Raw genomic sequence first — 22,584 nt, forward strand, 5'->3', positions numbered from 1 at the left:
GTCCTATCGTTCGAGGTCACGAAGGCTGGCATCAAATACCCGGTTCGCCCACAGCACATAGATGAGGCAGAGCAGGAACGATGAAACGATGACGAGAGGGCCGAGCACGATGCAAAGCGAGAGCCCGGGCGCAAGCACAGTGCCCAAAAGCGGCTTGTCGAATGCGAACAATGCCATGAAGCCGAAATAGATCGTGATCATCGTCGCACAAAGCAGCAGCGCGATCCGAAGGCGCCTGCTCGCAAGCGTGACAGAACGAGGCGCGACGCCGGAATTGACGGAAGTCTGCGCGTCCATCCACCCTCCCAGAAGGTCTTGATATCCACTACCGGCCAGCTTCCGCCGAGCCGCAAGCGTCGGGAACCACGAAACTTTGCAATGTACTGTGCAGATTTGCGGCCTCGTCGAAGGCGATGCTGTGTCGTCTCGACGGTCGCGGCGACAACAACCATGCCGGCAATGACGGCGCGCCTGCGACGGCATTGATCCTTGCATGCAAGGATTACGTTGGCGGCGCGGGCTTGGGCAGGCGTGAGGGCGGCACCACGATGGGTGGCGTGAGTCCGAGCTGCGGACATGCAGTCAAACCGGAAACCTCGCAGAATAGCGGGCGCGACCTCCATCGGTACCGGAAGTACAAGAGGAGTTCTATCGGGGTTCTCGCCCAGCGCGTCACACTGCCGATCTACTCGACTTTCCAGGCCCTGCACCGCGTCCGCGGTCGATTTGTCGGTCAGCGCACCCGTCCATCAAACAGACCCGTGCGTTCCTCCTGGAGCGAGGCATGGTGTGCGGCAAAGCCTACATTCCCTGTTCGAGTTGCCCGGTATCTTGGCAATTAGCGCCAATGTTTTTTCGCCTTGCATGTTGCGCATCATCGAGGGTTTAGCGGAAGACTCGCGTCGACTGGATGGGCGCATCGAGGGACTATCGAGCGGGATCGAAACGCTGGCCAGTCAAGACCGGGCCTGCCAGCGAGCCGAGCTAAGCGGACCCCACCAGCATGACGAACACGCTTGCTTATCCCGATGTCATCGGCGACGGCCTCTCTCTTGCGGTCAGGGTCGGAGCCGGGATTGACAAGGATGTGGCCTCTGCGGGCTTCTGGACGCCCGGGTCAATCTTCAAGAGCGGCAGCGCCTCGCAGGTCGTGCCGTACGGTTGGCTGGACCGCGGTCGTGCCGGGGCATCGCAGCGCGTCCGAATGCCAAGAGAATTCGTCGTCTTCAGCGGAAAATCACGATCGGAACGTCATGAAAATGATGGCGAATTTGAAAACCAGAACGTCGGCAGATCACCGGCGCCATGACGGTTCCATCCCGGAGCGACCTGGTCCGCTACTGTAATGGCGGCCGGGTTCTCCGTCCAAAGTGAACCATTTTCATGATTATTCCGTTGAGAGACTATTTTTCACGTGGTATGATGGAATTTCGAAATCCAAGCCCTCAGTGACCAAAATTCGAGGACGGGAAATGTTTTTCAGAGGAATGTAAGTGAGCGCAGAATTTTCAGGATCGGTGAATGTTTTTCACGATAGGCGATTGCCTGAGCCCGCTGTCCCCGCGGGTTATGCCGCGCTCATCGACACTTACAAGCTGGCCGTGCCGGTCCCCCGCACCCTTTCGGCCATCGGAGCCCGGCACCGCATCATTGAACAGGATGGTTGGCGGATCTACACGCCTCGCCATGCTCCCCAGGCCTCGCTTGAGGGACACCTGACTTTTGCCCTCAAGAACGAAGGAGTCGATCTTTCCGTCCTGAAGCGACTTTTCCGCGTCGTCAATGAGGGTGATATCGCGGAGCTTGTCCGGCAGAAGCCGACCGGAATTTACACACGCCGCATCTGGTTTCTGTACGAGTGGTTGCTTGGCCGCGAGCTGAATCTGTCGCTTACAGACAAGGTCTCATATGTAGACGCCATCGATACCGACCTCCAGTTCGGAGGGATTGGCACGAATTCCGCCCGGCATCGCGTTCGCAACAATCTTCCCGGCACCCCGGAATTTTGTCCGCTCGTTTTCAAGACGGCCGCGCTGAACCAATTTCTCGCGCAGAACTGGAAGGAGCGCGCGCGCGCTGTCGTCAGCGAAGTCCCGAAGGATTTGCTCGCGCGGACCGCCGCCTTTCTGCTGCTGAAAGATTCAAAGTCCAGTTACATCATCGAAGGCGAAAGGCCGCCTCAGGGTCGCATTCAAAGATGGGGACGCGCCATCGGCGAGGCTGGACGCGCGCCGCTCGATGAGCAGGAGTTTTTGCGCCTGCAAGGCATCGTCATTGGAGACGAGCGTTTCGTGAAGCTCGGGGTCCGGCAGGAAGGCGGCTTCGTCGGAGAGCATGACCGCGATACACAGCGCCCTATCCCGGACCATATCAGCGCGAGGCATGAAGACATCGCCTCTCTTATGGCAGGATTGATCGCATTCGACCTCGCCGCCGAGAACGAGCTCGATCCCATTATCGCGGCGGCGGTGCTCGCCTTCGGCTTTGTTTATATCCATCCATTCGAGGACGGCAACGGACGCATCCATCGATATCTGATGCATCATGTCCTCGCGCGGCGCGGATTTAATCCGGCCGGGGTCCATTTTCCAGTGTCGTCGGCGATTCTAGACCGGATCGCCGAGTACAAAAGCGTGCTGGAAAGCTATTCCAGCAGGCTACTTCCGTGCGTACAATGGGAAGCGACCCCAAAGAATAATGTGAAGGTTTTGAACGACACCGGGGATTTTTACCGCTTCTTCGACGCGACCCCGCATGCGGAATTTCTGTACGAATGTGTACGCCAGACGATTGAGCTGGACCTTCCGAATGAGACGAGCTTCCTGCGCAACTTCGATATGTTCCGATCCGGAGTCGAAAACATCATCGACATGCCCGAGCGAACGCTCAACAACCTGTTTGGCTTTCTGCGACAGAATCAAGGAAGACTTTCAAAGCGGGCACGAGAGAACGAATTCGCCGAGCTCACTCAAGATGAAGTTGTGAAACTTGAGCAATTGTACGCGGACTCATTCGGTCAAAGCGGAGCCTTAAGTGACTAACGGCGCGTCTTGCGCAGAGACAGGAAGCCCATTCTTTCCAGCGGTGGTGCGGGTCGTGTCCACGGTTGTGGTGTAGCTCGGTAGCGCAAAGCCACCCTGTCGTGCGCCTCTAATAGCGCCGTAGCAGGCGGGCGCCATTGCGCTGGCCACCGGAAATTCTCCGGTAGGATCGGGTTGCGACACGCCAACGCAACAACGAAACCAGAGGAACCACCGAATGATCGACGACATGATGCGAGCAGGCGCGACATTGCCGGGGCGCGGCCGATTTGGACCACGAGCAGGCGCTATGGCCTCGATTGGGCTTTGGCTGTGTCGGTTGCATTCGGACGGCTGCTTCGCCACTCAAAACGAGCAAGAAACAACAGCAATTGGCGTCTCCCGGCGACGGCCTATGCGGAAGCCCGATTGACCGACCCGCGTACCCGCTTCAAACCGTGACGTGGCGAGAAAGCTCGGGCGAGACTCACGAAATCCTCGGCCGGCATAGGCCGTCCGAACAAATAGCCCTGGTAACTGAGCTGTCCATGTCGCGCCAGGAACGCATATTGCTCCTCCGTTTCGACGCCTTCGGCAATGACTGAAAGGCCGAGGCTTCTGCTAAGCGCTATGATCATCTGGGCTATCGCGGCGTCGTTAGAGTCAACCAGAACGTCCTTGACGAAGCTGCGATCGATCTTGAGCTGGTCAAGCGGCAAACGCTTCAGATACGAAAGCGCTGAATAGCCGGTTCCGAAATCATCGAGGCTGAAACCGATGCCAATCGCTTTCAATTTGCCCATCTTGGCGATCACATCGTCGACGTTGCTGACTAATGTGCTTTCAGTGAGTTCGATTTTGAGGCGATGGGGATTGGCGCCGGTTTGCTCAATGATCGCGCGGACCTCTTCGACAAAATTCTTCTGACGCATCTGCAGGGCGCTGACATTGATCGCGATGGTCAGGCGTTCGGTCGCCGGATCGCTTGACCAGCGAGCCAGCTGACGGCACGCGGTCTTCAACATCAAGGCGCCGAGCGGAAGGATGAGGCCGGTGCTTTCTGCGACCGGGATGAATTCGCTAGGAGAAATCATCCCTTTATGCGCATGCGGCCAGCGCGCCAGCGCTTCTGCCCCCAGCAGCCTTCCTTCGTGATCGACCTGCGGCTGGTAATGCAGCAAAAGCCGTTCCTTCTTAAGGTCTTCTCGTAGATCGGTCTCGAGGGCAGCGCGGGCTGTAATCATGGTCTGCATGGCCGGGTCGAAAAACCGCAGGCCATTTCGCCCCGCCGTTTTCGCATCGTACATTGCCAGATCGGCTCTCTTGAGCAACTCGTCAACGTTGCACTCATCAGTCGAAAACAAGGTCACGCCAACACTTGCGGTACAGGGATATTCATACGCATCGAGCTGGAAGACCTCGGTGAAGGCTGCGAGTATCTTTTCGCCTATCGCTTCCGCCTGTAAGGCTGCGACCTTTGCTTTCTGTGTACCCAGATTGGCGAGAAGAACGACAAATTCGTCGCCGCCAAAGCGGGCAACTGTGTCATCCGCCCTCACACAATGGGAGAGGCGCTGAGCCGCACATTTCAGCAGCATATCGCCCATGTGGTGACCCAGCGAGTCGTTCAGTGTCTTGAAATTGTCCAGATCAATGAACAGCAAAGCGCCGTAGGATTTGCTGCGGATATTCGCATTGACGGCCTGGCGCACGCGGTCGATTAGCAGGACGCGGTTCGGCAGACCTGTTAGCTGGTCAAAGAAAGCGAGTTCTTGGATCTTTTCCTCAGCGTGCTTCAGTTTAGAAATGTCATAATACGAGCCGATGTAGTTGGTGACCTCGCCCGCCTCGTTTTTCACAGCAGATATAGTCAGCCAGCGCGCACAGTTTTCGCCGCTCCTGGTCCTGAGACTCATATCACCTTGCCAGCCGCCAGTTGCTTGAACGGAACCCCACATACTGCGGTAGAATTCACCATCACGCCGATGAGACCGGAACAGTCGCGGGGTTTGTCCCACCAATTCTTCGATCGTATAGCCGGTTAAGCCCACGAAGGCGCGGTTGGCACTCAAGATTACGCCTTTGGTATCGGTGACGATCATGCCTTCCTGAGCATTGAAAGCAGCCGCGGCTATGCGCAATTCAGAGTTTGACTTGTCCAGAGCCTCTCTCTGTCGCTGCAGGTCGGCCTCAATGGCTTCGCGCCGCCTGATCTCTTGAGAGAGAGCGAGATTGTTTTCGGCCAACTCCGCTCGATGTCGATTGGACTCCACGAACTTGACTTGTAACCGCGCCGCATTTTGACGCATTCGCTCGAAGCCGATCGCCAGCATAAATAGCACGATGGCGAAGAGGCCAAGATAAAAAACGGAAACGGGTGAAAGCGTACGGCCGTATAGTTCATCCTCGCTGGCCAGCCGCAGGACGGAAAGTCGAGTGCCGGTAACTGGCGAGCGAAGTGCGAGATATCCTTTCAGTTCGGAAGCGCTGAGATTTGACAGCGGTTGTATGCGGCCAGACGAAATCTTGGCTAGCGAGGGGCCTTCGGTGACAACGGCCGAGTGCTCTCGCTCGATCGGGAGCAGCACCTGCCCATCGTCTCCCAGGAGGAATTCGCGCGGCTGGCCGAGGTCGTTGGTAGACACCAATGAGGAAAGTAGATTGAGACTGCTCACGGTCTCGACCGTTCCCCTTATCTTGCCCTTCTGGAGTATCGGTACGCTGACCACAATCAGGCGGCGCTTGTCGTCAATCTGAATATGGGGCTCGGCCAGGGCGTTACGGCCCGGCGAAGCTGTCGTCGCGCTGGACGAGCCGACATCAACTTGCGCCACGCCGTTGCGATCGAAGAAAGCCAGCCGCAAATAGGCGGCTTGGCCCTGATATTTCTCCTCAACCATCGTCGCCTGAAAGCGGCGCTCGATTGCAGCCAAATTGGCGAAGAGGCCGTATTTGACGGACATTCCGAGATCGAGATTGCTGAAATAGTTGGAAATGTCCTCGCTGGCTGCAAGCCGTGCCGCGGCTTGCCGCCGTTCAGCTAAGAAATCGCTGACCTCCGCGGCGCGCGCTTCACCGAGCGACACCAGACGCGCATCGGCGTTTTGCCGCAACTCCACTTGCGACGTATAGAGATTGCCAATCAGATAAAACATCGACAGCAGAAACGCCGCTGCTGCTATCAAGAGCCAGCGTGGCGCTAACGATCGACTGAATCTAATCAGCGAAGATATCATTAATTCGTTTTCGCGAAATATTCCGGGAAAAATCGACGGATGCCTGGATAATATTTGTCCACCAGCCGGTCATAGAAGCCGGAGGCCTTGATCTCGCTCAAATACGCGTTGAATTCATTGCGCAAAGCTGGCGCGTCCTTCGGAAAGGCGGTTGCCAACGTTTGCTGCTCGGAGATCGGCCCCAGAATCTTGATTTTGCCCGCCCATTTGCGCAAATCCAGAATGGCATCCGGTACGTCGAGCAGTGTCAACTCGGCTTCTTTGTTGAGCATGGCCGGGACCATCTCGTTCAGGTTGGCGCTCTTGTTGTAAGCCTTTAAATCGATACCGACGTTGACCAAACCGTAATTGGATGGATCCAAGCAGGTGCGCTCCATCACGAGTACGCTCTTGGATCCGATCGCTTTCCGGGTGTTGACGATGTCTGCCGCAAGATCGGCGCCGTCCTGGATCGGCTGCAGATCAGACTCGGCTGGTGCCACCAAGAGAACCTGCGAAGGAAGGGTCGGCTCGGAATATAGAAGAATGGCCTCACGCCAGGGCAGCACGGTGAAGCCGCTCGATATCACATCGCCTTTGATGGGATAGTCACCGGCCAGCGTCACTTCGCCATTTTTGCGCACCACATCCTTGCCGAGCAGGTCGCGGATGACCGAATAAAAGTCTGAGTAGACAAGCTTGTAGGAGACGCCAATTCTTTTGGCGAAGCCCTGCATCAGCTCGACCTCCAAACCATCCCCCGCGCCGGTCACAAAGTTGGCGTAGCGGATGCCAAGATGGCGGATTTCGCCTCGCTGCTTGATCTCTGCAAGATCAGCTGCCCAGCCTGAAGTCGCGAATAGGAAGACCAAGGCGCCGCTCAGCGAGCCGCGGACAAAGCGTTTCAGGGACATGGAGGCGCTCTTTACCTTTGTGCCAGGAGAGGCGCCTGCAATCTATAGCTGTGAGTTTAAGAAAGGATGGCGAAATACAACAAAGTAGATTTCAGTTTTCGGAAAAACCAGTTTGTCGGTAAAGGATTGATTACAGACCAGGTGCTGAGTGCAACGGAAGATTGTTCGATCCGGGCGTGCCTTTCAGTTTCTTGAGGTCGTTCAGCACCGAGCGCCACGGACCCATCGCGCTCAACAGCGTGCTTAAGCATAATATGGTCAAGTATCCGGAAAACTGCTGCCAATGCGGCGTTTCGCCGGACAATAAGTGATGCCCTTGCTGCCCTATTTGCGCATAGAACAGGACCAGCGGCGCGCCGCCCAACATGCTGGTCGTCAGGTACTGAAGAGGGGTGACGTCAAGCATCGCGGCAATGAAATTCACCAGTGGTGCGGGCACCAGCGGCGAGAGGCGTAGTCCGAGCAAGGTCAACCAGAGTCTCACAGCCGATTGCTGACATAATGAAGCGCTGGGACGTTGAATGTGCTTTCGATAGAAGAGAAACGCGCTCAAACCGCCAAAGGCACTGCCGAGCAGCACGGTGGCGCCTCCCTCCAACCCATCCATGTAAAAACCGGCGGCCAGGCAAATCATTGGCATGGAGGGAAAGGACAGAAATGCAAGGACAGTGGATGTGACCAGAAACGCCACAGCGGTGCCGAGTGGATGCGCTTGGGCCATTGTTTCGAGCCCCGGAAACACCTGCCAAAAGGCCTCTCTCGAAATAGGTGATGCAAAATATGCCAGCGTCAGAAACATGACGATTGCCATATAGACGATCAATGGCTGGTAACCACGCATCGGCTATCCCAAGCTGGATAGAAGAGGCGGCATGTAATCAAAGCTGTTGTAAGTATTCCAGAAAAGAACCTTCTTGTTCTTGAGCGCCCCCGCTTTAGACATGGTGAGCAACGAGCGCCATGCTTTCAAAGTGAAGACTGGATCAAGGATGAGTCCGGCTTCCTCCAACTCGTTCGCCCACGCAACGTCGGCGGCTTCGACCAAGCCGTAGCCGGGCTGCCAGCTGGTGGAATCCGGCACGAATATCTCGTCTTGCATCAGGCGAAGTACATCAGGGGAGATGCCTGGAAAGCGGATTTGCTGCAGCCACTCAACCGTGCTGCGAGCGAGTTTGGCAACATTCCCCTCCACAAATGGCAAGGAGGGTTGCCGGTTGACAACCCATCGCGTCAGATATGATTTGTCCTGATCGGCCACTCCCACGACCTTGGTCTTCCATCCCATCAAATGGACGCCCAGGAGAAGGCCCAAGACCGTCGAGCCGCTGCCCATGGCGACAAAAATCACGTCGGGCGGTGCACTCCACGCCTGAGCGGCGCTAAGGAACTGCGCCAACTCGGCAATCGCATTCATATGTCCCAACACACTCAGATCGTTCGAACCGCCTGGGGGAACGAGCGAATCCGTATCCGGATGTAGCCAATTTCTCGCATATTCCTGGGAAGCTTGGCCCACCAATTCAATGTTGTTCTTGGCTATGGCAACGTGTTCAACCAGGCCTCGCAAAATCCCCAGCCGCGCCATGTCCGTGGTAGCTCCCGGCACCTCGAAAAGCACCAAGTCGAGGGCACAATTCAGCGGCTGTCCGTCACCAGTCAAATCGGCCAGACGATTGGCTAGGGCAAACTGCAGAGCATGATTGCTAGAGACCGCGCCAACCGTCCCTAAACGCTTGGAGCCGGACCACTTCAGATTCGGGAGCAGGAATTCGTACTTCCGCGCCTTGTTGCCAAAGACGGGATAACGCGCACTGCTCTCATTCATCACCAAAAGATCAGAGCAGTCTATTTGTCGCGTCACAGACGACGGCAACTGCAATAGCTGGTTGTTTCCCCTCAAGAAAATGGGTGTCCATGGAATGGCGGCGCGGCCGTCAGCCTGCCTCAGGAAAACCGAGTTACCGGGTTCGCCCCGGCGAACGTAATCGGCAAATGACTTATCGCCGGAGAGCGTGTTGCAGATGAAAGGACCGCCTGCGGCATCGGGATCCAGCAGGGAGGGAAAGAATCTGCCGAGGGCCAAGGATTGCGATTTCAACGCTGCGGTCGAGGGAGCCAAGCCGGCAAGATCAGCGGCTTGCGGGAGCGGCGACAACGGGAGGGGGCGACGTTGATGGGTGGCGACCGCGCTCAACGCGGCACCTCCGCTCAGCGCGGCACCGCCTAGGAGGGCCGCTTGCATGAAGTTCCGGCGAGAGAGGTTCATTGCCTGGATGCTACTCGGTGTAGCTTCAGGTTAACGCTTTTTTAACCCTATTCCAATCCGCATGCGCGCTCACGGGCGAAATACTGAAAGGTTTGCTTAACGCAGACGCGTTGAAGGCGTGCTCAGTATCAAATCTAGCTCAAACCAGCTTGGCAGTACGGCGATTAGCCCCGCCGTATTGTTGTTTTGGCGCAAGGGCTTCGCCCATCGGACCGCATCAAGAGATATACTCCGGGTCGGCCGGAAAGTGGATCAGAAGGGCCCTTTTTTGCTAGTGCGCGCGCACTTCCCGTCTGCGCCCCCATTGTATCCGGCGTTGGCGCCACTCGGCTGTTGCGCAATCTCCGCACGTCGTTGGTGTAGGCGCCGAAGCACGGCACGATCAGCTGGCGTCTTGGCCAGCACCGCGCCCGAACAATTGCGAACGAGAGTGGCTGACTCATAGTCGCGGTGAGAAACACCAGACCCAAGCGCTTTTCCGATCCGGAAGGCGTGTCCGGCCCGCGGCAAGCCAATGCCCGCGTGCCGGACGACTCCAACGAGGGGCGGTTGTGCTACGCTTGTACCGCTTGGAAGACGAGCCGCTGCCGAGCCGCCCGCCCGCAGTTGGGCCGACAGTCCGCTGAAGCCGACACGGTGACCGCGTCGACGTCGGATTGGCTCAGACACTCGAAATGAATCAGGCTCGCGGCCTGCGCCCCAGCGGAGCGCCTTTTGTGCGGATCAGTCGCTCTTCAAGCATATCCAGCCGATCCTGCCCCCAGAACCGTTCGCCTTTGAAGACATAGAACGGCGATCCAAAGACACCAGCTTCCAATGCGCGAGAGGTATTGGATACGTATTCCAGGCGGGCAGCACCTGCCGCCCCCTCCAACAGCGTCAAACCGTCATAACCGGCGCGATCCGCAGTTCTCAGCAGCGTGTCGCGGTCGGCGAGGTTCTCGTCCTCGACCCAAATCGCGCGCATCATTGCGTTCGCGAGACTGTCGACATTCAAGCCTTGGTTTTGCGCCGCAATTACCATGCAGGACGCAAGATCCACGTCGACAGGAAAATAGGAAGGCTCGATGTTGACGATCATCCCGAGCCGCTCGCTCCAACGCTTAAGCTCCTCGATTCGATAGTCGCGTCGCTGCCATGAACGCTTTTCAAGAACGATGCCGCCGCTTGCTGCATAGACATCCTGCATGCGCATTGGGATATAGTTGACACGAACTCCGTGACGCGCGGTTATCTGTGACAATCTGACCTGCCCTAAATAGGCCCAGTCCGACATCAGCCAGACATAGTAGTCGATGAATGGCGCATCTTGATCAAGCATAGCATCAGGCCTTCGGAAGGTGGTGGGCGTGGATTAGTCTCGGCTAATGACGATAAGGACGGTTGCGCGGGCGCCAACCCGCCGCACGTGGTGAACGAGGTGCCCCGGAAACTGCAGGAAATCTCCGGGGCCCATGACGACACTGCGGTCCGCGAACTTCACTTCGACGCGCCCCGTAATGACGTAGAGCGACTCCTCGCCGGAATGTTCTGCGTAGGTTGCCTCACTGAAGTGGGCCGGCGGCGTCATTAAGAAAGCTTCCGCCCGTCGGCCCGGCCCCGCTGGCGATAGGGATACAAAAGAGTATCCATGGACCGGATCCTCCTCCGGCTGCCGGTTCGCGGTACGAACCAGATGGATGTCCGAGTCCGCGACCTGTTCACCAAATAGCAGCGCCACGGGAATGTCCAAAGCACGAGAGAGCTTCATCACGGTTGCGATCGACGGTGCCTTGGCGTCTTTCTCGATCCGGGACAGGAAGCTTTTGTTCAGTCCCGTCGCGAGAGCCAGCTCGTCGAGTGTCATGTTCTTGTTGCGGCGCCAGGCACGCAAACGAGCGCCGATCCGTCCCGCCGGCAGCTGCTCTGAAACACTCGCTTCGAATTTGGTCGTCCGAATTGTCTTCTTGCTCATCATTCTTCATCACCGGACTGGCAGACCAGATTTCCACGATTTTTTGTCTCCCCAAGCATCGTGGCGACTGAATGTGCTTTGTCAATGAACGAAGAGGTCCAGCGCGGAGGGGTAGGCCTCGCGCGCTCGTCATGAGCACACCTCGCCTTAGTCCGTTACAGCCGCGCCCTTTTCAATAGTGACGGACTGATATATGGGTCCCGGCGGGCAACATGTTGTCCGATAGACTACGCGTGGAGAAAATTGTCAAGGCAGCCGGGGCCACTCAACTTCAACGGAGAAGAGATGACTGTCTATGAGAATGCATCAACGACAACCGCCGCAAAGCCGACCTCGAAGGGATGGGTTGTGGCCGCGACAGTGGTCGGAACAACCATCGAATGGTACGACTTTTTCATCTTCGGGACGGCCTCCGCCCTGGTCTTTAGCAAGCTGTTCTTTCCCAGCATTGATCCCGTCAGCGGCACGCTGGCTTCTTTCGCGACCTTTGCCGTTGGGCTCTTTGCGCGACCGCTAGGCGGACTCGTTTTCGGACATTTCGGAGACAGGATCGGCCGAAAGAGTATGCTTCTCCTCAGCCTCTTCCTGATGGGCATCCCGACTGTTTTGATTGGCCTGCTCCCCACCTACTCTCAGATCGGTATCTGGGCGGCCGTGCTGCTCGTCCTTCTTCGAATCTGCCAGGGAATTGCCGTGGGCGGCGAATGGGGCGGCGCGGTACTGATGGCCGTCGAGCATGCCGATGGCAACAAGCGGTCGCTATTCGGCAGCTTGCCGCAGGCAGGCACTCCAGCCGGATTAATCCTGGCGACCTTGGTATTCGCCCATATGAGCTCCTTCTCCGAGAACGATTTTCTGGCTTGGGGATGGCGAGTGCCCTTCCTCGCGAGCATCGTCCTCATCCTGCTGGGAAGTTTTGTCCGATCGAAGGTTCCCGAGAGCCCGGTATTCTTGCAAGCCAAGAATGAAGGACAGACCGTCGCTATGCCGAGCGCTGAAGTCGTGAGCACGCATCTCCGCCCTCTTCTCCTGGCCGTGGGAGCGAAGCTGGCAGAGGTCACATTGTTCTATCTCGTCACGATCTTCATCCTTCAATATTCGACCGTCACCCTCGGTCTCTCGAGGGCTGAGGTATTGAATAGCATTCTCATTGCGGCAACCGTCGGACTGTTCGCAATTCCAATATATGGACATTTCGGCGACAAGATCGGCGCCCGCACGATTTACGGCGTCGGAGGCATTCTGCTCGCGCTGTTTGCCATTCCGTTATTTCTGATGGTCAACACCAAGGACCCCCTATTGATCCGCCTCGCTATCGTCGTCTCCCTAGGCCTTATCTATCCAACAATGTTCGGACTTCAGCCCGCGCTGTATTCGGCTCAATTCCCGCCCGGGGTTCGCTACAGTGGCATGTCGCTCGGCGTTCAGATCGCGGCTGCAATTGGCGGAGGCCTTGCCCCTATCATCGCAACCACGCTGCTGACCACGACGGGCAGCACGTTGGCCATCGGCTTCTATTTGGGAGGGCTGGCCCTGTTGGCTGCCGCTTGCGCCTTTTCGATGAAACCATCGAAATAGACGATACCAAAACACCGGAGCCTTCTCGCGAAATGCTGGCGCGTTGTCCTGCGCGCCAGCATTGCTGCACGCTCGTGCAATCCGGCTCGAGTGCGGCCTCTTTGTGCCGCACGATCGGCCAGCGATCCGCCGCCGTTGCGATCGCCCTGCGGCCTCTACTCGATCTCAACGGTCGCATCAACGACCGACGCTCCAGATCTCGGTGCGGCTCGCAGGGGAAAGGATTGGCTGGACATAGACGCCTTCGGGCCGAGGTCGGCAGCTTGATCAGGGTCCCACTGCCCAGCGTCGTGGAATGGCGGGATGGTGATCGCCGGCGAAGGCGCGATCGTCTTCGGCTACGTGAATGCCCTGCCGATTTTCCACATGGCCGACATCGCGCTGATGATATCAGGATAGCGGCGCGAGGCCACCGCGCCCAGCATAGCGGACCCGAGAAGCACAGGTTGAGGTTGTCGTTGCCGCGACTTCTCCAGTCGCATCGGCCAGAAGCTGAAGCGCCAACTCACTCTGGCCCGCACCGCCGCTGACGATAATCGTGTCGATTGGCCCGCCCTTCTCGTGCAGCGATCGCACAATTTGTCGGGTCCCGTAGCCAAGCCCGCACATCCTGGCGAGATACAAGGTGACTAGGCTGTCGAGCTCGTTTTCCCTCCCAAGGCGGCGATCAATCCTCGGGCGTCGGTATCCGCAAACGGCGATCGGCCCCGCGGCACGGCCGATGGCGGCAACACTTGGTTCGTATCACGGCATGCTTAGCATATGGCGTGTGCAGTAGCTGTTCCTGTTCAACGCCGCCTCGCAGATCGGAGCTAGGCGGGTAAAGCAAATCCGCACTTATCTCGCTTCGGAGAGCCGCATGCTAGACAGGTGAATGTAGCTCACCCATGCTTGCAAAGTTCTCATTTGTCGAAGAGTTCTGCGACAACGCAGACTAGCCCAAAAATCAGAGCTTGGTAGCGTTTTTGGGGGAGGATGCATGCTTCAAGGAAGCCAAATCGCGTTCATTCGGGAAGCCCAGTCTGGCTGATCCAGACCTGGCCGAAAGACGCCTGAGTGGCAATTCTCGCCATAGATGAATCGATTTACCCGCGACGTCGGAGTCCGTCCGTGCTTGCGCCGCGGGGCCATAGCCGCACCTGCTGATCAGCTAAAACTCACGTGAGAAGCGCTCCAAAGCAGCCCGGCGGTCTGCGGAGGCCCAGAAGAGGAGGAAGAAGGGGATGAAGTTTAGGACATTTCTCGGCGCCGCCGCTGTCCTAGCGCTCGCTGGTGCCTCGGCGCCAGCCGCCGATAAGGATGCCGCCGACATCGCGGTCGAAGCCGCAAAGAAGTATGCGGGAACGACGATCAGCATCGTCTGGGAGGCCGGTCTTCAATCGTTAGACCCGCTGAACTATTCAGGCCCGAAATGGGAGAAGCTCACCGGGATCAAGGTCAAGGTGGTCGAAGTGCCCACCGACCAGATGTTCACCAAGATCATGCAGGATTTCAGATCGGGCGCCGGCGCCTATGACGCGCTGAACGTCATTCCGTCCTGGATGCCTGACCTTGCGCGCGCTGGCGCGCTCGAGGCTCTCGACAAGTATGTCGACAAGTTCGGCTATCGCGACGAGTTGCAGGACATCGCGACCGCGTATCGCGACAACCAGATGCAGTATGACGGGAAGATTTACGGCTTTCCGGACGACGGCGACGTGATGCTGCTTTACTACCGCAAAGACATCTTCGAGGATCCGAAGATGAAGGAAGAGTTCAAGGCCAAGTTCGGCTACGAACTCGCGCCGCCAAAGGACTGGAAGCAGTTCGACGAGATCGGCCAGTTCATCACCGACAAGATGGCGCCCAAGGTATACGGTGCCGGCTTCTTCCGCACAGCGCCCTATCCGCAATACATGTTTCAGGAACGCTTCCGCATGGAAGGCGGCAAGTTCTTCAATGCCGACACCTTGAAGGCGACGGTGAATAGTGACATCGGCCTCAAGGTGTTCAAACAAATGCTGGCGGAAAACAAGTTCATGCCGCCGGGCGTTGAGCAGTGGAATTTCGTCGACAATCTCGCCGCGTTCCTCCAGGGCACCACCGCGATGACGATCTCCTGGCCGCCCTATGGACGGTGGGCCGCTGGCTACGGTTCGGGCGAGGAAGCGTTGAAATGGGTGCCCAAATCGCAAGTCGCTGGCAAGGTCGGCTACGCACTCACGCCTCTCGGCCGTCCGGAGCTCGGCGTCGGTTTCGACTTGTCGGTGTCGGCGACCAGCAAGAACAAGGAGGCCGCCTATCTCTTCATTCAATGGCTGAACAGCAAGAAGACCAGCCTCGAGCGCGTCCAGCTCCCCTATACGCTGCGCGATCCGTTCCGGCTGTCGCACTACGCGAGCGAAAAATACCGTGCGCTCTGGCCCGACGCTCCCGCCTATCTCGATACGATCAAGACTTCCGGCGAGAAGGGCCTGCTTGATCTCTCCCTGCTGCAACAGGACAAGTACGACGAAGCAGTGACCAAGGCGATCTCCAGCCTCTGGGCGGGCGAAGATCCGAAGGCTATCCTCGATCGCCTGGCGCAACAATTCGACGCCATCACCGAGAAGGTCGGCAACGACAATCAAAAAGCGGTCTACAAGGTCTGGGCGGCAAAGCCCGGCGCTTATCCCCAATAGCTGCCTTGGACACCGCACGGGAGGCCTAGCCCTCCCGTGCTGTGCTGTTTCCTGGACTGATGATGACGCTTTCCGCAAGTCTCAAGGGTGCCGAACAACGTCGGCCTAGCCGCCTCGGGCGCATGCTCGAGGACCGCCTGCCCTATCTCATCGTCGCGCCGGCCATTCTGATCCTTCTCCTGGTCGGCTTGTTTCCCCTGATCTATTCGCTGATCGTAAGCTTTCAGCGCATCACGATGACCGAGAACGACACGTCCTTAGTTGGCCTCTTGAACTATGCGGAGCTGTTCAGGGATGCTCGCCTCTGGGCCTCGCTCGGCCACACTGCCATCATCACCGCGATCGCCCTGCCCCTCGAGCTGCTGATCGGCTTCCTGATGGCGCAGCTTTTCATCGATCGCATGCCCGGACGCCAGCTCTTCGTCGCACTGCTGGTGCTTCCGACGGTGATCTCTCCGATCGTCGCGGGAGCGACCTGGCGGTTGATGTTCGACGTTCGCTTCGGTCCAGTCGGTCAGATCCTGAGCTTCATTGCGGGCGAGCCGGTGCGAATCCTTTGGACGGTCAATCCTGCCTACGTCTATCCGGCGATCATCGTCTGCGAAGTCTGGCAATGGTCGCCGTTCATGTTCCTGCTGCTGCTCGCAGCCTTGTCGAACGTCGACCAATCGCAGCTCGAAGCTGCGGAACTCGACGGCGCATCATACTTTCGCGTGCTTCGCGCAATCGTTCTGCCGGCGATCGCGCCCGTTGTCGCCGTGGCCTGCCTGATCCGGGGCCTGGACCTCGTCCGCATCTTCGACATCATCTGGGCTCTTACCGAAGGCGGCCCGGGCTCGATGACCGAGACCATCTCGCTCTACACCTATGTGCAGGGCTTCTCGCAATTCGAGACGAGCTATACGGCCGCGATCTCGTTCCTGGTGATTGCGCTGCTGACGCTCGTCACCACCCTGTTCCTCAAGCGCATGGTGCTTGCGCGATGAGGATCGCCAAGCTTCCAGCGAGAAAAGCCCGCATCCTGGCGCTTCGCTATGTCGGCGCCAGCGTCGTAACCCTGCTGTTTCTGTTTCCGGTCTACTGGCTGTTCATGATTTCGTTCAAGACGCCGGACGAGATCTATCATGTGCCGCCCTTGTGGATTCCCGGTCAGATCCAGTTCTCGAACTATTACGTGCTGTTCAAGGACGGGGACGTCCTTGCCATTCTGAACAGTCTGATCGTCGCCGGCGTCAGCTCCGGCATTGCGATCGTTCTTGGGACGCTCTGCGCCTACAGCCTAGCCCGGTTCGGCACCGGCGGCGAGAACCTCGCAATGTGGATCATCTCCCAGCGCATGATCCCACCAATTGCGGTCGTCTTTCCGATTTTCCTGATCTACGTCTATTTTGGTCTCGTCGACGGCTATTTCGGGCTGATCCTGCTCTACACGGCGTTCAATCTCCCCTACGTGATCTGGATGATGCGCGGCTACATCGTCGACGTTCCGCTGGAGCTCGAAGAAAGCGCGCTCGTGGACGGCCTGAATCGATGGGAAGTGATCTGGAAAGTTGTCTTTCCGATGGTCCGTCCGGGGCTCATGGCGACGTCGGTCTTCACCTTCGTCTTCGCCTGGAATGACTTCCTCTTCGCGCTGGTGCTCACGCGTACCGAGGTCATCACCTTTCCCGTCATGCTGACGCACTACTTCGGCGGACAATCGAATTTCTGGGCAAAGATCGCGGCAATGTCGGTCCTTGGTACGTTGCCGATCTTCGTCGCGGTCTCGGTGATGCAGCGCTATCTCGTGCGCGGCATCTCTCTGGGCGCAGTCAAAGGTTAAGGAGAGCGAAGTGGCTGACGTCAAGCTGTCCGGGGTGCACAAATATTACGGCAACGTGCACGCGGTTCGGGGTGTGGATCTTACCATCACCGACGGCGAATTCGCAGTGCTTGTAGGGCCGTCCGGCTGCGGCAAGAGCACGCTCTTACGAACGATAGCCGGTCTTGAAGACCCGGATGACGGGACGATCACCATCGGCGGCGCAGTGGTCAACGATCTGCGCCCGCGCGAGCGCAACATCGCGATGGTGTTTCAAAATTACGCGCTCTACCCCTATTTGACCGTCAACGAGAACATCGCCTTCGGTCTGCGCGCCCGCAAGACTCCAGAGATGGAGATCAGGAAGCGGGTCAGCGAAGCCGCCGAAATGCTGGGCATCGGCAATCTTCTTCAGCGCTATCCTCGGCAGCTCTCCGGCGGACAGCGTCAGCGGGTCGCCATCGGCCGGGCCATCGTCCGCAAGGCGGACCTGTTCCTGTTCGACGAGCCGCTCTCAAATCTCGACGCCCAATTGCGCGATGAGATGCGGACCGAGATCAAGCGCCTGCACCACGAAATCACGACGACGATGATCTACGTCACCCACGATCAGGTCGAGGCGATGACGCTGGCCGACCGCATCGTGCTGCTCCGTGATGGAAAAATCGAGCAGCAAGGGGCTCCGCTTGAACTGTTCGAGCAGCCCCGTACGGGTTTTGTGGCCGGCTTCCTCGGATCTCCGTCGATCAACCTCATCCCGGCGACCCTCAAGACCAACGGCGGCGTTGGTGCAGTTGTGTTTCGGCCTGGTGATTCGCTGACACTTCCGCCCGCAAAGGCCACATTAGTCACCCGCGAGGATGGACGGGAGGTTCTCGTCGGCATTCGTCCCCAGCACCTCATCCGGGCTGGCGGCGGACCTTTGCGCGACGGAGTGGTCTCTTATTCAGCCGTCGCCGATCTCATTCAGCCGACTGGGACCCGTACATTCGCCACCATCAAGATCGGCGGAGTGGATGCGGTTGCCGAGCTGCAAGCTCATGACGTCAGCAGCCATGGCGAGCGGATCGACCTCGCCATCGACCTCAATCGTGTGGTGCTGATCGATCCGGCCAGCGGCCTGGTCATCGCCTAGCGAGCGCCAACAATCTGGAAAACGGGAGGAAACAATGGTGTCGAGACTCTTTGCCACCGGGATCGGAGCGCCCGAGGGCCCGGTGTGCCTGCCGGACGGATCAATGTACGTCACGGAGATGTCCGCGTCGACCCTTTGCATTACGCGGCTTGACTCTCGCGGCAATCGCAGGGTGATCCGGACCACGGGCGGTCGTCCAAACGGACTGACGACCGATGGCCACGACCGGATCTGGATCGCAGAAGCCGGTCTTCGGGCGCTGATTTGCATCGACGAAAGCGGAAACGAGATCCGGCGCATGCAGGGCGAAGGTGCGGACCGCTTTCTGTTCCCGAACGATCTCTGCTTCGGTCCGAATGGACTGCTCTACATGACCGACTCCGGCATGGCTGCTGAGGGTTTCATCAACGGGCAAGCCTTCGTCGACGACTATATGAATCTTGATTGGGACGGCCGTGTGTATGAGATCGATCCAGCGGCGATGAAAGTCCTGCGCGTGCTCGATCGCAAGATCCGGTTCACCAACGGCATTGCCTTCGGTCCCGACAATCAGCTCTATGCCAACGCGTCCTTCACCGGCGAGATCTACCGATACGACGTGCTCGGCGAAGCCTCGCCGAAACGTGCGGTCTTCGGCAACGTCCTGCAGCCTGATTCCAATCCTGACTTCAAAGGGCCGGACGGTATGGCCTTCGGGACGAATGGCCGCCTCTATTGCACGGTCTACAACCAGAAGAACGTCACGGTGCTGGACCGACGGGGCGAAGTCGTCGACCGGCTGATCCTGGATGGGCCGCAGCCGACGAATTGTGCCTTTACACTCGAGGGCAAGAAGCTGCGTGTCACTGAAGTCGGCAAGGGCCAGGTCGAGGAGATCGATATGCCCTGCGAAGGCCTGCCGCTGAATCTGCCGAAATTCGCCTGACGAGGCGCCTCACGGTTTTGTCCCGCGAGGCATTCCGCCGAGGCTCAAAGGAAGCCGATCGATAGCCAGGGCACGGCTGCGACGATCAGGTTGCCGATCAAGAGCGCGATCATGTAGCCCACGATCGGCTTCATTCCCTCGTCCGGGTTGATCCGGCTGATCGCGCAGGCCGCGTAGTAACCGACGCCGAAGGGTGGCGCGAACAGCCCGATTCCCATCGCGAGAACGATCACCATCGCGTAGTGGACGTCGTGTACCCCCACCTGCCGCGCGATGGGGAACAGGAGCGGGCCGAACAAAACGATGGCCGGGATCCCTTCCAGCACGCTGCCCAGGATCACGAAGGTCACGATCGTTACCGCGAGGAAGACAGGGACGCCGCCGGGAAGGCTGGTCATGAACTTTGCAAGAGAGGCAGAAAATCCCGACTGGGTCAGCGCCCAGGCCATGCCCGTCGCCGCGCCGATGATGAGCAGGATCGCCCCCGACAGCGAGGCCGTCTCGACCAGCATCGGATAGATGCGGCGCCAGTCGAACTGCCGGTAGATGAAGAGACCCGCGCAGGCCGAATAGAGGATCCCGATGGTCGAGACCTCCGTTGCCGTCGCAATGCCTTCAACGACGGCAGTCCGGATCACGAATGGCAGTGCGATGGCGGAAATTGCAATCACGAAAGCCCGGCCAATCTGCCGCCCTGTGGCTCGTTTGACGTGAGACAGATCCTCGCGGCGGTATCGCCACCTAACGACGGCGGCGAGCATGACCGCGAGCACCACGCCGGGGAGCAATCCTCCGGTGAACAGTGCCGAGATCGACACGCCCGTCACCGAGCCGATCGTGATCAGAACCAGTGACGGCGGAATCGTTTCGGTCTGCGCCCCCGTCGCGGCCAGGAGCGCAACGAGATCGCCGGGCTTGGCCCCACGCTGCCGCATCTCGGGAAACAGCACCGGAGCCACCGCAGCCATGTCCGCCGCCTTGGAACCGGAGATGCCGGAGACCAGATACATCGCCCCGACGAGCACGTAGTGCAGCCCGCCGCGGACGTGACCGAGAAGGCTCGCCAGGAAGCTGACCATGGCGCGCGCCATACCCGTCATCTCGATCAGAAGGCCGAGAAAGACGAAGAGAGGCACGGCAAGCAGGATCAGGTGGCTCATGCCCTCATCCATCCGTCCGATCATCACCACGTCGGGCGTGCTGGTTGTCAGGGCGAGATAGCCGACCGTGGCGAGGCCAAATGCGAACGCGATCGGCACGGCCGCAAAAACCATCGCGCCGACCACGAAAACGAAGAAGATCAGAAGATTCAGATTGCCGAGCGGCTTCAACACCGGCGCGAGCAGAACGAATAGCGCGATGATGCCTGCGACGATCGCCAGAGAAGTCAGCAAGCTGCGCAGGTTCGCGATGCGGATGAGCCGGAGGACGGCTGCGACCAGCATCAGCCCGATCCCGATCGGCAGCGCTGCGGCACGCCAGGTGTTGACGATCTCGAGCGCCGGGGTCGTGACGAAGGCCTCGTCGGCGGCGAATTCATAGGCCGGCCAAACGACGAGCACGAGAAATGCCAGCGACGTCGCAGCCGCTATGACATCCAGGAACGCGCGAACTTCCGTCCCGAGAATCCCGACGATTGCGGTCATCCGCATATGCTCGCCGCGCTGGAACGCAATCACTGATCCAAACATGGCGAGCCAGAGGAAGAGGATGCCGGCAAGCTCATCCGACCAGACGATCGGCGAATGGAACACGTATCTGGCTACGATGCCAGCGGACAGCACCGCGATCTCGGCCAGCACGAGTAACGCCGCGGGTACTGCGGCGACGTGGCCGAGCACCGTATTCGCTTTCACTGTCCAACTGCTCGAGCCTGCTTGAGACGCGCCGGCCGCCATACCGGCATCTGCGTGCGGCGTATGGCTCACGCTGGTCATGATAGCTGACCCGCGGCTTTTTCGAGCTGGGACCACGCCTCCTCGCCAAACTTGCTCTTCCAGTCGGCGTAGAAGCTGGTCTTGGTCAACGCCTGGCGGAAGGCGGCACGATCGACGTCGATGAACTTGAGACCCTTGGCCGAGAGATCGGTTCGCAGCGATTGGCTGAGCTTTGCGATATCGGCGCGCTGATCGACGGCAGAGCGGTCGAGCTCGCGCGTCACGATCTCCTGCACGTCCTTCGGCAGGCGCTCGACGGCGCGCTTGTTGCCGAGGATCCAGTAGCCGTCCCAGACGTGCCCGGTCAGGCTGCACGTGCTCTGCACTTCATAAAGACGCGCGGTCGCGATAATCGGCAGCGGATTCTCCTGGCCGTCGACGACCTTGGTCTGCAACGCGGAATAGACCTCGTTGAAGTTGATCGGCGTCGGCCGGGCTCCGAGCGCCTTGAACAGTGAGGTCAGCAGCGGCGCGGGCGGAACACGGATCTGGAAATTCTTCAGATCATCCGGCGTTCGCACCTCGCGGCCGGACGAGGTCACCTGACGAAAACCGTTGTCCCAGGCCTTCGACACCGCCATGATCGGCGTCTTGGCAATCTGCGCCCGGATAAAGGCGCCGAGGTCGCCGTCCATCGCCTTCCATACGCTGTCATAGTCGGCGAACGCGAAGCCGGTGTTCACGATGCCCGCGCTGGGCACCAGCGTGGCAAGGATCGAGGACGATTGATTGAACAACTCGACGCCGCCGCTGCGAACCTGGGTCAGGAGCTCGGTGTCGGAGCCGAGCTGATTGGCCGGGAACAGCCTGATCTCCAGCCGGCCGCTTGTGGCTTCGCGGATACGGTCGATCGCCTACTGCGCCCGAATATTCACCGGATGGGTTGGATCCTGTCCGGTCGCGAACTTGTAGACGAACTCGGCGGCAGACGCCGGACGGGTCAGAATCCCGCAGAGTGGTACGGCCGTGGCCGCCATCAACAGCGAACGGCGGCTGATGCTTCCGGGCTTCGATACTGTCATGTTTTCCTCCTGGTCCATCATTGACGTTGCTGCCCGCTGCATCAGCGCACGCTGGCGTGCAGCCTTCCGGGCTCTTCGTTCACCGACTCTCGACCGCCGGCATTTGGTGCAAGAGCCATCGCTCGCCGCCGCAACATGCGACGGGCATAGCTCTTCA

General features: G+C 58.9%; 16 protein-coding genes and 3 pseudogenes. 9 read left to right on the top strand and 10 right to left on the bottom strand.

Annotated elements, in window-relative coordinates; all coding sequences use genetic code 11:
• Nucleotides 1-3: 3 nt before the first annotated feature.
• Entirely contained in the window at nucleotides 4-297 is a 294-nt protein-coding gene (locus IVB48_RS22905; RefSeq protein WP_247299963.1) for a DUF485 domain-containing protein, read from the bottom strand.
• Nucleotides 298-698: 401 nt separating this feature from the next.
• Here IVB48_RS22905 and IVB48_RS22910 point away from each other — a divergent pair.
• The 3 genes and pseudogenes from IVB48_RS22910 to IVB48_RS22920 all read left to right on the top strand — a co-directional run.
• Nucleotides 699-978, top strand: a pseudogene (locus IVB48_RS22910) (IS110 family transposase); the annotation flags it as partial.
• A gap of 25 nt (nucleotides 979-1,003) precedes the next feature.
• Nucleotides 1,004-1,309 carry a hypothetical protein gene (locus IVB48_RS22915; protein ID WP_247403226.1) on the top strand — a complete coding sequence of 102 codons (306 nt, stop codon included), beginning with the start codon at nucleotides 1,004-1,006 and terminating at the stop codon, nucleotides 1,307-1,309.
• A 184-nt stretch (nucleotides 1,310-1,493) separates the two neighbouring features.
• Nucleotides 1,494-3,041, top strand: a complete 1,548-nt coding sequence (locus IVB48_RS22920) for a Fic family protein (RefSeq protein ID WP_247403170.1) — start codon at nucleotides 1,494-1,496, stop codon at nucleotides 3,039-3,041.
• A gap of 392 nt (nucleotides 3,042-3,433) precedes the next feature.
• On the opposite strand, the gene IVB48_RS22925 is transcribed toward IVB48_RS22920, so the two are convergent.
• From IVB48_RS22925 to IVB48_RS22950, 6 genes are all read right to left on the bottom strand, one after another.
• Nucleotides 3,434-6,175, bottom strand: a complete 2,742-nt coding sequence (locus IVB48_RS22925) for an EAL domain-containing protein (RefSeq protein WP_247403173.1) — start codon at nucleotides 6,173-6,175, stop codon at nucleotides 3,434-3,436.
• An 80-nt stretch (nucleotides 6,176-6,255) separates the two neighbouring features.
• Nucleotides 6,256-7,149 (bottom strand): transporter substrate-binding domain-containing protein, encoded by an 894-nt coding sequence (locus IVB48_RS22930; protein ID WP_247403176.1) that lies wholly within the window; start codon nucleotides 7,147-7,149, stop codon nucleotides 6,256-6,258.
• Nucleotides 7,150-7,279: 130 nt separating this feature from the next.
• Nucleotides 7,280-7,990, bottom strand: coding sequence for a VTT domain-containing protein (locus IVB48_RS22935; protein WP_247403179.1), 711 nt, complete (start codon nucleotides 7,988-7,990; stop codon nucleotides 7,280-7,282).
• Nucleotides 7,991-7,993: 3 nt separating this feature from the next.
• Complete coding sequence (locus IVB48_RS22940) at nucleotides 7,994-9,343, bottom strand: pyridoxal-phosphate dependent enzyme (protein WP_247403183.1); 1,350 nt, start codon at nucleotides 9,341-9,343, stop codon at nucleotides 7,994-7,996.
• Between the two features lie 751 nt (nucleotides 9,344-10,094).
• Nucleotides 10,095-10,736 (bottom strand): 2-hydroxychromene-2-carboxylate isomerase, encoded by a 642-nt coding sequence (locus IVB48_RS22945; protein ID WP_247377031.1) that lies wholly within the window; start codon nucleotides 10,734-10,736, stop codon nucleotides 10,095-10,097.
• A gap of 33 nt (nucleotides 10,737-10,769) precedes the next feature.
• Nucleotides 10,770-11,372: an XRE family transcriptional regulator gene (locus IVB48_RS22950; protein WP_247285523.1), complete on the bottom strand. Its 603-nt coding sequence runs from the start codon at nucleotides 11,370-11,372 to the stop codon at nucleotides 10,770-10,772.
• 282 nt (nucleotides 11,373-11,654) lie between these two features.
• Here IVB48_RS22950 and IVB48_RS22955 point away from each other — a divergent pair, with 282 nt between their 5' ends.
• Nucleotides 11,655-12,947: an MFS transporter gene (locus tag IVB48_RS22955; protein WP_247403186.1), complete on the top strand. Its 1,293-nt coding sequence runs from the start codon at nucleotides 11,655-11,657 to the stop codon at nucleotides 12,945-12,947.
• Nucleotides 12,948-13,300: 353 nt separating this feature from the next.
• Here IVB48_RS22955 and IVB48_RS22960 read toward each other — a convergent pair.
• Nucleotides 13,301-13,651: pseudogene (locus tag IVB48_RS22960) on the bottom strand (FGGY-family carbohydrate kinase); the annotation flags it as partial.
• Between the two features lie 519 nt (nucleotides 13,652-14,170).
• On the opposite strand from IVB48_RS22960, the gene IVB48_RS22965 reads away from it, so the two are divergent.
• The 5 genes from IVB48_RS22965 (at nucleotide 14,171) to IVB48_RS22985 (ending at nucleotide 19,468) form a co-directional block, all read left to right on the top strand.
• Nucleotides 14,171-15,607 carry a sugar ABC transporter substrate-binding protein gene (locus IVB48_RS22965; RefSeq protein WP_247403189.1) on the top strand — a complete coding sequence of 479 codons (1,437 nt, stop codon included), beginning with the start codon at nucleotides 14,171-14,173 and terminating at the stop codon, nucleotides 15,605-15,607.
• Nucleotides 15,608-15,669: 62 nt separating this feature from the next.
• Nucleotides 15,670-16,593 (top strand): sugar ABC transporter permease, encoded by a 924-nt coding sequence (locus IVB48_RS22970; protein ID WP_247403192.1) that lies wholly within the window; start codon nucleotides 15,670-15,672, stop codon nucleotides 16,591-16,593.
• Nucleotides 16,590-17,429 carry a carbohydrate ABC transporter permease gene (locus IVB48_RS22975; RefSeq protein WP_247285518.1) on the top strand — a complete coding sequence of 280 codons (840 nt, stop codon included), beginning with the start codon at nucleotides 16,590-16,592 and terminating at the stop codon, nucleotides 17,427-17,429. Before IVB48_RS22970 ends, IVB48_RS22975 begins: the two co-directional genes overlap by 4 nt.
• Nucleotides 17,430-17,439: 10 nt before the next feature.
• Entirely contained in the window at nucleotides 17,440-18,543 is a 1,104-nt protein-coding gene (locus IVB48_RS22980) for an ABC transporter ATP-binding protein (RefSeq protein WP_247403197.1), read from the top strand.
• Nucleotides 18,544-18,577: 34 nt separating this feature from the next.
• Entirely contained in the window at nucleotides 18,578-19,468 is an 891-nt protein-coding gene (locus tag IVB48_RS22985) for an SMP-30/gluconolactonase/LRE family protein (RefSeq protein WP_247403199.1), read from the top strand.
• A 44-nt stretch (nucleotides 19,469-19,512) separates the two neighbouring features.
• Here IVB48_RS22985 and IVB48_RS22990 read toward each other — a convergent pair whose 3' ends face one another.
• Both IVB48_RS22990 and IVB48_RS22995 read right to left on the bottom strand, forming a co-directional pair.
• Nucleotides 19,513-21,366 carry a TRAP transporter large permease subunit gene (locus IVB48_RS22990; protein WP_247403220.1) on the bottom strand — a complete coding sequence of 618 codons (1,854 nt, stop codon included), beginning with the start codon at nucleotides 21,364-21,366 and terminating at the stop codon, nucleotides 19,513-19,515.
• Nucleotides 21,367-21,401: 35 nt separating this feature from the next.
• Nucleotides 21,402-22,427, bottom strand: a pseudogene (locus IVB48_RS22995) (TRAP transporter substrate-binding protein).
• Between the last annotated feature and the right edge of the window lie 157 nt (nucleotides 22,428-22,584).

Origin of the sequence: Bradyrhizobium sp. 76 (assembly GCF_023073025.1) — a bacterium.
Classification (GTDB): Bacteria; Pseudomonadota; Alphaproteobacteria; order Rhizobiales; family Xanthobacteraceae; genus Bradyrhizobium.